This window comes from Microbacterium sp. NPDC077644 (genome assembly GCF_040702785.1).
Lineage (GTDB): Bacteria > Actinomycetota > Actinomycetes > Actinomycetales > Microbacteriaceae > Microbacterium.
Window position 1 is genome coordinate 1,312,738 of the sequence record NZ_JBFBME010000001.1, and the last position, 12,488, is coordinate 1,325,225.

General features: G+C 67.2%; 12 protein-coding genes. 8 read left to right on the top strand and 4 right to left on the bottom strand.

Annotation, left to right across the window (positions count from 1 at the left end; all coding sequences use genetic code 11):
- Window positions 1-52 precede the first annotated feature (52 nt).
- Entirely contained in the window at window positions 53-1,516 is a 1,464-nt protein-coding gene (rpsA, locus tag AB0269_RS06370; protein WP_366210378.1) for a 30S ribosomal protein S1, read from the bottom strand.
- 210 nt (window positions 1,517-1,726) lie between these two features.
- Here rpsA and AB0269_RS06375 point away from each other — a divergent pair, with 210 nt between their 5' ends.
- From AB0269_RS06375 to AB0269_RS06385, 3 genes are all read left to right on the top strand, one after another.
- Entirely contained in the window at window positions 1,727-2,272 is a 546-nt protein-coding gene (locus tag AB0269_RS06375; protein ID WP_366210379.1) for a hypothetical protein, read from the top strand.
- A gap of 80 nt (window positions 2,273-2,352) precedes the next feature.
- Window positions 2,353-3,090, top strand: coding sequence for a hypothetical protein (locus AB0269_RS06380; protein WP_366210380.1), 738 nt, complete (start codon window positions 2,353-2,355; stop codon window positions 3,088-3,090).
- Window positions 3,091-3,116: 26 nt separating this feature from the next.
- On the top strand, window positions 3,117-4,046 hold the full coding sequence (locus tag AB0269_RS06385; RefSeq protein ID WP_366210381.1) for a 5'-3' exonuclease: 930 nt from the start codon (window positions 3,117-3,119) through the stop codon (window positions 4,044-4,046).
- Window positions 4,047-4,050: 4 nt separating this feature from the next.
- Here AB0269_RS06385 and AB0269_RS06390 read toward each other — a convergent pair whose 3' ends face one another.
- Genes AB0269_RS06390 through trpD form a run of 3 tightly spaced genes read right to left on the bottom strand, consistent with a single transcriptional unit; the run spans window position 4,051 to window position 7,344 of the window.
- Entirely contained in the window at window positions 4,051-5,295 is a 1,245-nt protein-coding gene (locus tag AB0269_RS06390; RefSeq protein ID WP_366210382.1) for an MFS transporter, read from the bottom strand.
- Window positions 5,292-6,278 carry a PHP domain-containing protein gene (locus AB0269_RS06395; protein ID WP_366210383.1) on the bottom strand — a complete coding sequence of 329 codons (987 nt, stop codon included), beginning with the start codon at window positions 6,276-6,278 and terminating at the stop codon, window positions 5,292-5,294. The genes AB0269_RS06390 and AB0269_RS06395 overlap by 4 nt, the downstream gene beginning before the upstream one ends.
- Window position 6,279: 1 nt before the next feature.
- A complete protein-coding gene (gene trpD / locus AB0269_RS06400; RefSeq protein WP_366210384.1) occupies window positions 6,280-7,344 on the bottom strand; it encodes an anthranilate phosphoribosyltransferase in 1,065 nt (354 codons plus the stop codon).
- A 142-nt stretch (window positions 7,345-7,486) separates the two neighbouring features.
- Between trpD and AB0269_RS06405 the strand changes: the two genes are divergently transcribed.
- The 5 genes from AB0269_RS06405 (at window position 7,487) to AB0269_RS06425 (ending at window position 12,460) form a co-directional block, all read left to right on the top strand.
- The gene (locus AB0269_RS06405; RefSeq protein ID WP_366210385.1) at window positions 7,487-8,179 is read left to right on the top strand and encodes a heme-copper oxidase subunit III; all 693 of its coding nucleotides are present in this window, start codon (window positions 7,487-7,489) and stop codon (window positions 8,177-8,179) included.
- A 20-nt stretch (window positions 8,180-8,199) separates the two neighbouring features.
- Window positions 8,200-9,006 carry a cytochrome c gene (locus AB0269_RS06410; RefSeq protein ID WP_366210386.1) on the top strand — a complete coding sequence of 269 codons (807 nt, stop codon included), beginning with the start codon at window positions 8,200-8,202 and terminating at the stop codon, window positions 9,004-9,006.
- A gap of 36 nt (window positions 9,007-9,042) precedes the next feature.
- Window positions 9,043-10,119: a Rieske 2Fe-2S domain-containing protein gene (locus tag AB0269_RS06415; RefSeq protein WP_366210387.1), complete on the top strand. Its 1,077-nt coding sequence runs from the start codon at window positions 9,043-9,045 to the stop codon at window positions 10,117-10,119.
- Window positions 10,116-11,927, top strand: a complete 1,812-nt coding sequence (locus tag AB0269_RS06420; RefSeq protein ID WP_366210388.1) for a cytochrome bc complex cytochrome b subunit — start codon at window positions 10,116-10,118, stop codon at window positions 11,925-11,927. Before AB0269_RS06415 ends, AB0269_RS06420 begins: the two co-directional genes overlap by 4 nt.
- Before the next feature lie 113 nt (window positions 11,928-12,040).
- Complete coding sequence (locus tag AB0269_RS06425) at window positions 12,041-12,460, top strand: rhodanese-like domain-containing protein (protein ID WP_366210389.1); 420 nt, start codon at window positions 12,041-12,043, stop codon at window positions 12,458-12,460.
- Window positions 12,461-12,488: the final 28 nt, after the last annotated feature.

Consider the following 12,488-nt stretch of genomic DNA (forward strand, 5'->3'; position numbering starts at 1 on the left):
GCGGAACGGGCCGCCACCCCGAAGGGTGACGGCCCGTTCCAGCGGGACGTGCTTACGCGTTGCCGCCCGAGAGCTTCTCGCGGAGAGCCGCGAGTGCCTCGTCATCGGCGAGCGTGCCGGCGCCGGCGGAGTCGCTCGTGAACGACTGACCCGCGGCTGCGCCGAAGTCGTCGCCCGCAGCTGCCTCGGCCTCGGCGGCCTTGACGACGGCTGCCTTGTGAGCCTCCCAGCGAGCCTGGGCCGCAGCGTACTCCTGCTCCCATGCCTCGCGCTGAGCGTCGAAGCCTTCCTTCCAGGCACCCGTCTCGGGGTCGAAGCCCTCGGGGTACTTGTACTCGCCGTTCTCGTCGTACTCGGCGAGCATGCCGTACAGGGCCGGGTCGAACTCGGTGCCGTTGGGGTCGACCGACTCGTTGGCCTGCTTGAGCGACAGCGAGATGCGGCGACGCTCGAGGTCGATGTCGATGACCTTGACGAAGACCTCTTCGCCGACCGAGACGACCTGCTCAGCCAGCTCGACGTGCTTGCTGGAGAGCTCGGAGATGTGCACGAGGCCCTCGATGCCGTCTGCGACGCGGACGAACGCACCGAACGGAACGAGCTTGGTGACCTTGCCCGCAGCGATCTGGCCGATCGCGTGGGTGCGGGCGAAGACCTGCCACGGGTCCTCCTGCGTCGCCTTGAGCGACAGCGAGACGCGCTCGCGGTCGAGGTCGACCTCGAGAATCTCGACGGTGACCTCCTGGCCGACCTCGACGACCTCGGAGGCGTGCTCGATGTGCTTCCAGGACAGCTCGGAGACGTGGACGAGACCGTCGACGCCGCCGAGGTCGACGAACGCACCGAAGTTGACGATCGACGAGACGACGCCCTTGCGGACCTGGCCCTTGTGCAGGTTGTTGAGGAACGTCGTGCGCGACTCGGACTGCGTCTGCTCGAGCAGAGCGCGGCGGCTGAGGACGACGTTGTTGCGGTTCTTGTCCAGCTCGAGGATCTTCGCCTCGATCTCCTGGCCCAGGTACGGGGTCAGGTCGCGGACGCGACGCAGCTCGATGAGCGACGCGGGCAGGAAGCCACGGAGGCCGATGTCGACGATGAGGCCGCCCTTGACGACCTCGATGACGGTGCCGGTGACGACGCCGTCGTTCTCCTTGATCTTCTCGACGTCGCCCCAGGCGCGCTCGTACTGCGCACGCTTCTTGGAGAGGATCAGACGGCCTTCCTTGTCCTCCTTCTGGAGAACCAGGGCCTCGACCTCGTCGCCGACCTTGACGACCTCGTTGGGGTCGACGTCGTGCTTGATGGAAAGTTCGCGGGAGGGGATGACACCCTCGGTCTTGTAGCCGACGTCGAGCAGAACCTCATCGCGGTCGATCTTGACGATCGTGCCTTCGATGATGTCGCCGTCGTTGAAGAACTTCAGAGTCTTCTCGACCGCGGCCAGGAAGTCCTCAGCAGATCCGATGTCGTTGATGGCGACCTGCTTGGTGGCCGGGGCGGTCGTTGCGGTAGTCATGTAGTGGGTTGTCCTTGTTGGGTGGATACTCGGGCCTGTTCAGCATTCACGCATGCGTGATCAGCGCTGGAAAGGCAGTTGGATTTGGTTGGTGACACCTGGGCGCGCGTGTACGCGCCACGAGTGACACTTCAGGGTATCAGAGATGCCGCCATCGCGCGCTGTGGATAAGTCCCGCGGGATGCGGCGGGTTCGGGTTAGCGTGATCGGGTGACTCTCCTCCGATCGAAGACGAGCCGGTTCCGGATGCTGGCGCTGCTGATGCTGGCCGGAGCGACGCTGAGCGCATGCACGCCTGCGCCCGAGCCGACGCCCACGCCGACCGCCGCCTTCGCCAGCGAGGAGGAGGCGTTCGCGGCCGCCGAGGAGGTGTATCGGGAGTACAACGATGCATTCAACGCTGTGGATTACAGCGACCCTTCTACTTTCGATCAACTAGACGAGTTCACTTCGGGGAGTTACCGATCGGAAGAGCGCGAAGGGCTATCGCAACTTCATGCCGAGGGCGTGACTCGCACCGGGGCCGCCACAATCGAATGGTTCCGAGGAGCGACGGTCACGAGTGACGGCACAATAAGTGCTCGGGTGTGCAAAGACTTGAGCGGCGTTGATGTGCTCGATGCAGATGGCACATCACTCGTCTCGCCAACGCGCCCCGATCACTCGGCCGTCGACGTTACTTTCATCATGAGCGGATCCCGCCTCGCGCTCAGCGAATCACAAGCAGTCGAGGATGAGACATGCGTGGGCTCTTGACGGCGTTGCCAATCGCCCTCGCGATGTTCGTCCCCTCAGGGATGGCACAAACCTCCTCATGCCCGCAGTGGAAAGAAGACTTGGGCGCATGTGCCATCGGTAATTCAGGCACCGAGATCGTCCTCGATGGCACCCAGACGAGCGACACCGACCCGGGCGCCTTCCCCATCTCCCGTGACGACTGGCAGCAGGTGATCATCGACTGGTCCCCCGCCCCACCCGCTCCCGATGAGTTCACCCTGTGCCTGGACGCCTGGGACTCCGGCCGCCCCTGCTTCCTCCCCGGCGAAGACGGCGAGGAACCCGATGAGGAGCAGGACGAAGAGGGCGGCATCCCGCCGATCACGATCACCGACCTCGCCCGCTTCGCTCCCGAGGGCTCCGTCATCACCGGCGAGCCCGACAACGTCGGCGTCGCCGGCCTTCCGACGAACTTCGTCGCCGACGCATCCGTGCACACCGTCGACGGCGAGCTGTTCGGCTTCCCTCTCGCAGTCCGCTTCACCCCTTCCGCGTTCGACTTCGCATTCGGCGACGGGTCCACGGCGACCACGGCCACGAGCGGCGAGACATGGGAGGTCCTCGGCCAGGCGCAGTTCACGCCGACCGACACGAGCCACACCTATGCCGAACGCGGCACATACACCGCGCAGGTCGACGTCCGCTACACCGCCGAGATCGATCTGGGGGTCGGCTGGTTCCCGATCGCCGGCGAGGTCGGCTCGGCAGGCGCACCGCAGGAGATCCGCATCTTCGAGGCGCACACCGCGCTCGTCGCCCACACCTGCGAACAGGCGCCGAGCTCCCCCGGATGCTGACCGTTCCCCTGTGACATGCTGAACGCATGAGCGACAAGCTGATGCTGCTGGACACCGCATCCCTGTACTTCCGTGCCTTCTACGGCGTGCCGGACAAGGTGAAGGCACCGGACGGCACCTCGGTGAACGCCGCCCGCGGCCTGCTCGACATCATCGCGAAGCTCGTCACGCTCTACGAGCCCACGCATATCGTCGCGTGCTGGGACGACGACTGGCGTCCGCAGTGGCGCGTCGACCTCATCCCCTGCTACAAGACGCATCGCGTCGTCGAAGTGGTCGCCGCAGGCCCCGATGTCGAAGAGGTCCCGGATCCGCTCGAGGCGCAGATCCCCCTGATCCGCAAGACGCTGTCCGCGCTCGGCATCCCGATCATCGGCGTCGCCGAACACGAGGCGGACGACGTCATCGGCACCCTCGCCACCCGATCGACGATCCCGGTCGACATCGTCACCGGCGACCGCGACCTGTTCCAGCTCGTCGACGACGACCGCGGCATCCGCGTCGTCTACACCGCCCGCGGCATGAGCAACCTCGAGATCGTCACCGACGCCACCGTCGTCGCGAAGTACGGCGTGCTCCCCTCCCAGTACGCGGACTTCGCGACCATGCGCGGCGACGCCTCCGACGGGCTGCCCGGCGTCGCCGGCGTCGGCGAGAAGACCGCCGCAGCGCTCCTCAAGGACCACGGCGATCTCGCCGGCATCCGTGCCGCCGCGGCCGCCGGCGAAGGCATGAGCGCCGGCGTGCAGGCGAAGGTCATCGCGGCATCCGATTACCTCGATGTCGCACCGACGGTCGTCGAGGTCGCGCGCGGCCTCGACGTCGCGGTTCCCGCATTCCCGGTCCGCGCCCTCGACGCCGCCCAGACCGCATCGGCCGAGGAGCTCGCCGCGCAGTGGAACCTCGGCAGCTCCATGCAGCGCGCGATCGCGGCACTCGACCGCCCCGTCGGATAGCTGCTCAGCGCCGCCGGAACACCGTGAGCATCGCCGACACGAGCGACGCGGTGTAGACGAGCACGATGCCCGCGACCACGAGCAGCGGCAGCTGCCATCCTCCGCTCGCCTCCCGCAGCGCGCCCATCATCGGCGCGCCGAGAGCGGCGAACAGATACCCGCCGCCCTGCACCACGGCCGACATCGTCGCAGCCTCGGCATCCGACCGCGACACCCGCACGAGGCCGGTGAAGATCAGCACGAATCCGCTCGAGTGCGTGATCGCGCCGAACGATGCCCAGACCCCGGCGAGTTCGGGGGCGATCAACATCCCGACGACCATCACGACGAAACAGGCGCCGAGCAGCAAAGCCGAGTAGACGGCACCCAGATAGCGCAGCAGGAGAGGGGCGATCACCGCGCCGACGATCGCGACGCCCTGGAACAGCGAGGCGAGGGCACCGGCGGCCGCGGCATCCAGGCCCGTCGTGTCGAGCACGATCGTCGGCAGCCAGGTCGACATCGCGTAGTACACCGTCGACTGCGAGGCGAAGGCGACCATCAGCAGCCACACGATGGGCCTTCGGAGAGTCGTCGACACACGGCTGTCGACGACGATCGGCAGCGGCCCGGTGATGCTCGCCACGTCGGATCGTGTCGCGCGGGTCTCCGAGGCCTCCCCCGATGAGCGCTCGGCGGAACGCCAGGAACGTGTTCGGGCGATGTGCACGATCCACAGCGCGAGACCGATCACGGTGAACGCACCCCAGATCAGCAGCGCCGCCGACCAGCCCGTCGCCTGCGCCAGAGGAACGGTCGCCAGAGCGGTCAGGAGCGAGCCGACGTTCAGCGTCGCCGTGTACGCAGCCGTCGCCACGGCCGTGCGCTCGGGCGGGAGGTCGCGACGGATGATCACCGGGATCACCACGTTTCCGACTGTGATCGTCGCGCCCATGATGACCATTCCGGTGAGCATGGATCCGAATCCGGGGAGCGCGCGTACCAGCGTGCCGATCATGACGCCGCCGAGCGCGATCAGCAGCGCGAGTTCGGGGCCGGCTCGACGGATCACGAGCGCGGCGAGCGGTGTCATCAGCGCGAACATGACCACCGGCGCGGTGGTCAGGAGCCCTGCCGACGCGGAGCCGATGCCGAGGTCGGCCATGATCTCGGGCAGGACCGGCGTGAGCGCGATGATCGGCGCGCGAAGGTTGAGAGCCGCGACCAGGATGCCGACGAGCACCAGCCACGGGGCGGATCGTCTGATCATTCCGCCCACGCCATCAGTCGGTCCAGACCCCAGGTCGTGACGATGCGCTCCGCGGGAACGCCCGCGTTCTCCGCTCGCTCGGCGCCGTGATCGAGCAGCGAGAGCTGGCCGGGAGCGTGCGCGTCCGAGTCGATGGAGAACAGGCATCCCGCGTCCAGGGCGATCGCGATCAGGTCGTCCGGCGGATCCTGCCGCTCGGGGCGGGAGTTGATCTCGACCGCGACGCCGTGCTCGGCGCACGCGTCGAACACCACTCGCGCGTCGAAGACGGACTGCGGCCTGGTCCCCCGCTCGCCCTGCACGAGCCTGCCGGTGCAGTGCCCCAGAACGTTCACGTGCGGCTGCGCGATCGCCGTGAGCATGCGCCGGGTCATCTCGCGCGACTCCATGCGGAGTTTGGAATGCACGGATGCCACGACGATGTCGACCTCTTCGAGGAGCTCCCACTCCTGGTCCAACGCGCCGTCCTCGAGGATGTCCACCTCGATGCCGGTCAGCATCCTGAACGCATCCGTCGACTCCGCACGCACCAGCGGCATCTGCTCGCGCAGACGCTCGGCCGACAGCCCTCGAGCGACGCGCAGCCGCGGCGAGTGGTCGGTGATCGCCAGATACTCGTGGCCCAGGGCGCGGGCCGCATCGGCCATGACGGAGATCGGCGTCGTGCCGTCGGACCATTCGGTGTGCGCATGCAGATCGCCGCGCAGCTTCGTTCGCAGCACCGTCGTCTTCTCCGGCGCCACCTCGCCCCGAAGATCTGCAAGATATTCGGGCACCTGACCAGCCTGGGCCTGGCGGATCACGGCGAACGTCGACTCGCCGATGCCCTTCGCCGCCCGCAGGCGCGTCGGGTCCTCGACGATCTCGGCCGGCAGTTCGCGCAGGGTCGCGGCCGCCTGGCGGAACGCCTTAGCACGGTACCGCGACGCCCGCTCGCGCTCGAGGAGGGAAGCGATCTCGAGCAGCGCGTCGACGGGCTCCATCTCAGTCCTGGGCGAGTTCGCGCGTGGCAGCGACCCACGCATCGAGCTTCGCCGTCGCGCTGCCGTCGTCGACGGCCGCTTCCGCACGCGCGTAGGCCTCACGCAGGCGCTCGACAATGGGTCGGGTCGCCTGTGTCGCGTCCTGCGAGAGCTCGAACGCGACGATGCCGGCGGCGGCGTTGAGGAGCACGATGTCGCGGACAGGACCCTTGGTGCCGGCGAGCGTGTCGCGCAGGATGCCGGCGTTGTGCTCCGGCGACCCGCCGATGAGGTCGGCGATATCGGCCGTCGGGATGCCGAGATCACGAGGATCGAGGTCGTGCTCGTGGATGTCTCCGCGGGAGACCTCCCAGATGCGGCTGTGGCCGGTCGTCGTCAGCTCGTCGAGCCCGTCGTCGCCGCGGAAGACGAGCGCCGTCGCACCGCGGGTGCGGAACACACCCGTGATCAGGGGAACCCGCTCCATCTGGGCGACGCCGACCGCGTTCGCCTCCGCTCGGGCGGGATTGCACAGCGGGCCGAGCATGTTGAACACAGTCGGCACGCCGAGCTCGCTGCGCGCGGCGCCCGCGTTCTTGAACCCCGGGTGGAATGCGGCGGCCCAGGCGAACGTGATGCCGGTGCGGTCCAGCACAGCGGCGACGTCGTCGGGAGAGATCGAGAGCTGCAATCCGAGAGCGCCGAGCACGTCGGATGAACCGGATGCCGAGCTCGCGGCGCGGTTGCCGTGCTTCACGACCGGGATTCCGGTCGCGCCGATGATGATGGCGGCGGTGGTCGAGACGTTCACCGTCCCGACGCGGTCACCGCCCGTCCCGACGATGTCGAGGACGTCCGGGGAGACGGGAAGCGGGACGGCGGCCTCGAGGATCGCGTCGCGGAACCCCACGATCTCGTCGATCGTCTCCCCCTTGGCGCGCAGAGCGACGAGGAACCCGGCCAGCTGGGCGTCGGACACCTTGCCCTGCATCACCTGACGCATAGCCCAGGTCGACTCCCAGACGCTGAGATCGCGACGCTCCAGAAGGGTCGTGAGGACGTCGGGCCAGGTCAGGGAATCAGCCATGTGTGCGATCCTATCGGCGCGAATGATTTCCTCATCCGCGTCCGGTCGATGCGCCATCGGCGGTTTCCGTTGAATTCACCGCGGATTCGCAGTGTTCTCTTAGGGTCCCCTAAGTCCCTGAACATCGAAACGGGGACCGTGGATGCAAGAATCACGCTCGCGGATCGGCCATAATGGAGGGGTGACCACCTCAGCGACCTATGCCCCGGCGGCAAGAACGATCAAGCGCCCGAATCCGGTAGCTGTCGGCACCATCGTGTGGCTCGGCAGCGAGGTGATGTTCTTCGCGGGTCTGTTCGCGATCTACTTCACCCTGCGCAGCACCTCGCCCGAACTGTGGGCGCATCGCACCGAGCTGCTGAACGTTCCGTTCGCCGCCGTCAACACCGCGATCCTGGTGTTCTCGTCCGTGACGTGCCAGATGGGCGTCTTCGCGGCTGAGGACATGCAGGCCTACCGCATCAAGAAGGGGCAGCTCAACGGCGCAGGACGCCGTCGCCTCTTCGGCTGGGGCATGGTCGAGTGGTTCTGGGTCACCTTCGCACTCGGCGCGATCTTCGTCTCCGGTCAGGTCTGGGAGTACGCCCAGCTGGTCGCCGAGGGCCTGCCGATCCAGGCTGACGCCTACGCATCGGCCTTCTACCTGACCACGGGCTTCCACGCCCTCCACGTCACCGGCGGACTCATCGCGTTCCTGCTCGTCATCGGGCGCGCGTTCGCGGTCAAGAACTTCGCACACAAGGAGGCGACCTCCTCGATCGTCGTGTCGTACTACTGGCACTTCGTCGACGTCGTCTGGATCGTGCTGTTCTTCGTCATCTACTTCCTGAAATAAGAGCGGAGCTGACCTGCGAAATGGCACGAGAGAAGAAGCGTCGCTCGAACGGACGCCGTAGCCCCCTGGCCGCTGCGGCGCTCATCGGTGCGGGACTCCTGATCACCGGCGGCATCTACGCCGGCGCGTCTGCGGCGATCGCTGCGACCGACACCCCCACGTCTGCGAGCACGCAGCTGACCGTCGACGACGGCGAGAAGCTGTTCCAGGCGAACTGCGCCACCTGCCACGGTCTCGACCTGCAGGGAACCGACAGCGGCCCGAGCCTGTACGGCGTCGGCGAGCTGGCCGTCGAGTTCCAGGTCGCGACCGGACGCATGCCGCTGCAGATGCAGGGGCCCCAGGCGCCGCAGAAGCCGGTGCAGTTCACGCAGGACCAGATCGAGGCCATGGCATCGTACGTCCAGTCCGTCGCCCCCGGCCCCACGTACCCCGAGGACTGGGTGCTCAACGGCGAGGATGCGGACGTCGCCCACGGCGCCGAGCTGTTCCGCATCAACTGCGCGATGTGCCACAACGTCGCCGCTGCCGGTGGTGCGCTCACCGAGGGCAAGTACGCCCCGCCGCTCACGAGCACCAGCGCCCTGCACATCTACGCGGCCATGGTCACCGGCCCGCAGAACATGCCCGTCTTCGGCGACATGAACCTGTCGGACGAGGACAAGCGCGACATCATCGCCGCTCTGATCTTCCAGCAGCAGGAGGTCCAGGTCGGCGGGTTCACGCTGGGCTCGCTCGGACCGGTCTCCGAGGGCCTGTTCGTCTGGATCTTCGGCATCGGCGCCCTCGTCGGCGCGACCGTGTGGATCACGGCGAAGTCCAACTGACGCATATTCAACGAAGAGGAACGTACGAGGAGCACCATGGCACACGACGACGACTCGCAGGCCCTTGACAGGGCCTACCAGCCCTCCCCCGGGCTGGGTGTCGCAGTCAGCGATCCCGTGCAGAACCCAGGGCTGCCGCCGCACCGCGAGCGGATGACCGACCTGGACCCGAAGGCTGAGAAGCGGGCCGCACGCACCGTGTACACGCTGTTCTACCTGTCGCTCGCCGGCAGCATCTGGGCCGTCGCGGCGTACATGCTGTTCCCGATCGAAGACGGCTCGATGGCGTCGATCCGCAACAACAACCTCTTCATCGGTCTCGGCATCGCACTCGCACTGCTCTCGATCGGCATCGGCGCGATCCACTGGTCCAAGGCGCTGATGAGCGACAAGGAGCACATCGAGTACCGCCACCCCACCCGGGGCAAGGACTCGACGCGCGAGGCGGCCATCCAGGCGTTCGCCGACGCGAACGAGGAATCCGGCTTCGGCCGCCGCACGATGATCCGCAACTCGCTGATCGCCGCCGTGGTCGCGTCCATCGTCCCGGGTGTCGCGCTGTTCCGCGGTCTCGCGCCCCACAGCACGCCGGATGACCCCACCAAGGGTGACCCGGTCGCGCTGCTCAAGCACACGATGTGGGCCGAAGGCCAGCGTCTGGTGCGCGACCCCGACGGCACGCCGATCCGCGCGGCCGACGTCACACTGGGCTCCGCGTTCCACGTCATCCCCGAGGACCTCGCGACCCTGTCGCACCCCGACGGCTACCTGGAGGAGAAGGCCAAGGCCATCGTCCTCATGATGCGCCTGCGCCCCGAGCAGCTCATCGAGTCCGAGGAGCGCAAGGACTGGTCGTACGACGGCATCGTCGCGTACTCCAAGGTCTGCACCCACGTCGGCTGCCCGGTGGCCCTGTACGAGCAGCAGACGCACCATCTGCTGTGCCCGTGCCACCAGTCGCAGTTCGACGTCACCGACCACGCCAAGGTGATCTTCGGCCCGGCCGCACGTCCGCTGCCGCAGCTCCCGATCACCGTCGATGACGAGGGCTACCTCGTCGCCCGCAGCGACTTCACCGAGCCTGTCGGCCCGAGCTTCTGGGAGCGCCATTGAGCACCGCAACGCTGTCCAAAGAGGACAAGGACAACAAGGCCCCTCTCGGCGGTCGTTTCGTCGGCGCAGCGTCGAACTACATCGATGAGCGCACCAGCCTCTCCGGCTTCGTCAAGGAGCTCGGACGCAAGATCTTCCCCGACCACTGGTCGTTCATGCTCGGCGAGATCGCGCTGTGGAGCTTCGTCGTCGTGTTCCTCTCCGGAACATTCCTGACGTTCTTCTTCCAGGCATCCATGGTCGAGACGCACTACACCGGCGCCTACGCCCCGATGCGCGGCATCGAGATGTCGGCGGCTCTCGAGTCGACCCTGAACATCTCGTTCGACGTGCGCGGCGGCCTGCTGGTCCGCCAGATCCACCACTGGGCCGCGCTCGTGTTCGTCGCGGGCATCGGCGTGCACATGCTGCGCATCTTCTTCACCGGTGCGTTCCGCAAGCCGCGCGAGCTGAACTGGGTGATCGGCTTCGTGCTGTTCATCCTCGCGATGGCCGAGGGCTTCACCGGCTACTCGCTGCCCGACGACCTGCTCTCGGGCAACGGCCTGCGCATCATCGACGGCATGGTCAAGGGTCTCCCCCTGATCGGCACGTGGACCTCGTTCCTGCTCTTCGGCGGCGAGTTCCCCGGCGTCGACATCGTCGGCCGCCTGTACACGCTGCACATCCTGCTGCTGCCGCTTCTGGTGATCGGCCTGATCGTCGTCCACCTGATGCTGATGATCGTCAACAAGCACACCCAGTTCGCCGGCCCCGGCCGCACGAACGACAACGTGGTCGGCTACCCGATGATGCCGGTGTACATGTCGAAGATGGGCGGCTTCCTGTTCATCGTCTTCGGCGCGATCGTGCTCATCGCGACGTTCTTCCAGATCAACCCGATCTGGAACTACGGACCGTACGACCCGTCCCCCGTCTCGGCCGGCACCCAGCCCGACTGGTACATCGGCTTCGCGGACGGCGCGCTGCGCCTCGCACCGTCGAACTGGGACATCGTGTTCCTGAACCACACCTGGTCGTTCGGCATCCTCGTGCCGGTCGCGGTGCTGGGTCTGTTCATCGTGCTCGTCGCGATCTACCCCTTCATCGAGGCGTGGGTCACCGGCGACAAGCGCGAGCACCACATCGCGCAGCGCCCGCGCAACGCAGCGACGCGCACCGCGATCGGTGTCGCGGGGGTCATCTTCTACGCGGTCATGTGGGCGGCGGCATCGTCCGACCTCATGGCGACGCACTTCCACCTCACGATGGAAGGCGTCATCCACACCCTGCAGGCACTGCTCTTCCTCGGCCCGATCGCCGGATACTTCATCACCAAGCGCATCTGCATCGCGCTGCAGAAGAAGGACCGCGAGATCGTGCTGCACGGCTACGAGTCGGGACGCATCGTCCGCCTCCCCGGTGGGGAGTTCATCGAGGTGCACCAGCCGGTCGACAAGTACGACCGCTGGAAGCTCATCGACGTGGACGGCTACGAGCCCCTCGTGGTGCGCCCGAACGCGAAGGGACGCATCTCCTGGACGCAGAACCTCCGCTCGAGCCTCTCGCGCTGGTTCTACGAGGACCGGCTCGCGCCGCTCACCCAGGCAGAGGTGGATGCCGCGGATGCACACCAGCACCACGTCACCGCCGATATGGACGCGACAGAGGCCGCTGAGATCCAGGGTGCGCACGAGCGCGCCGGCTTCCCGGATGCTCCACTGCAGCCCGAGCGCGAGACCCACGTCGACGAGACGCCGAACACGCCCAGCTCGGTGATCGCCACCGACCAGGGCAAGAAGAACAAGGAGAAGGACGGAGGCCAGTAGGTCCCGCCCCTCCCCTGGCCCCGATGCGCTCTGCGCGTCGGGGCCTTCTTCGTGACTCCGACAAGGTCGTCATACTCGATCGCCGAGTGCGAGCGCGGATCTAGGCTGGGGCCATGATCGATCGAGCCGACTACTTCGCCGCCAAACTGGCCTTCGAGACCGATGCCAGTGACCTCTACGCCCGCCAGAAGGCCGGAGACGCCGTCGTGGTGGTCGATGTCCGCTCGGGTGACGCCTGGGCACAGGGACGGGTCGCAGGCGCCGTGCACATGCCCTATCGGGAGATCTCGGACCGCGCCCCGCAGGAGCTCCCCGCCGGCACCGAGGTGGTCGTGTATTGCTGGAGCCCCGGGTGCAACGCCGGTGCGAAGGGAGCGCTCGAGTTCGCGAAGCTCGGCTACGACGTGCGCGAGATGATCGGCGGCTACGAGTACTGGGTCCGCGAGGGCTACCCGGTCGAAGACCACGACGGCATTCACCGACGGCCGATCGATCCCCTCACCGGCATCCCTCGCATCCGCACGCGCGAGTGACGCCGGGTTCCTCCCCTCCTCGGAGGGG

Bases quoted from the DNA above. Each gene is read 5' to 3' on its own strand.
- rpsA (WP_366210378.1), bottom strand. From the start codon at position 1,516: ATGACTACCGCAACGACCGCCCCGGCCACCAAGCAGGTCGCCATCAAC.
- AB0269_RS06385 (WP_366210381.1), top strand. From the start codon at position 3,117: ATGAGCGACAAGCTGATGCTGCTGGACACCGCATCCCTGTACTTCCGT.
- AB0269_RS06390 (WP_366210382.1), bottom strand. From the start codon at position 5,295: ATGATCAGACGATCCGCCCCGTGGCTGGTGCTCGTCGGCATCCTGGTC.
- AB0269_RS06395 (WP_366210383.1), bottom strand. From the start codon at position 6,278: ATGGAGCCCGTCGACGCGCTGCTCGAGATCGCTTCCCTCCTCGAGCGC.
- trpD (WP_366210384.1), bottom strand. From the start codon at position 7,344: ATGGCTGATTCCCTGACCTGGCCCGACGTCCTCACGACCCTTCTGGAG.
- AB0269_RS06405 (WP_366210385.1), top strand. From the start codon at position 7,487: ATGCAAGAATCACGCTCGCGGATCGGCCATAATGGAGGGGTGACCACC.
- AB0269_RS06410 (WP_366210386.1), top strand. From the start codon at position 8,200: ATGGCACGAGAGAAGAAGCGTCGCTCGAACGGACGCCGTAGCCCCCTG.
- AB0269_RS06415 (WP_366210387.1), top strand. From the start codon at position 9,043: ATGGCACACGACGACGACTCGCAGGCCCTTGACAGGGCCTACCAGCCC.
- AB0269_RS06425 (WP_366210389.1), top strand. From the start codon at position 12,041: ATGATCGATCGAGCCGACTACTTCGCCGCCAAACTGGCCTTCGAGACC.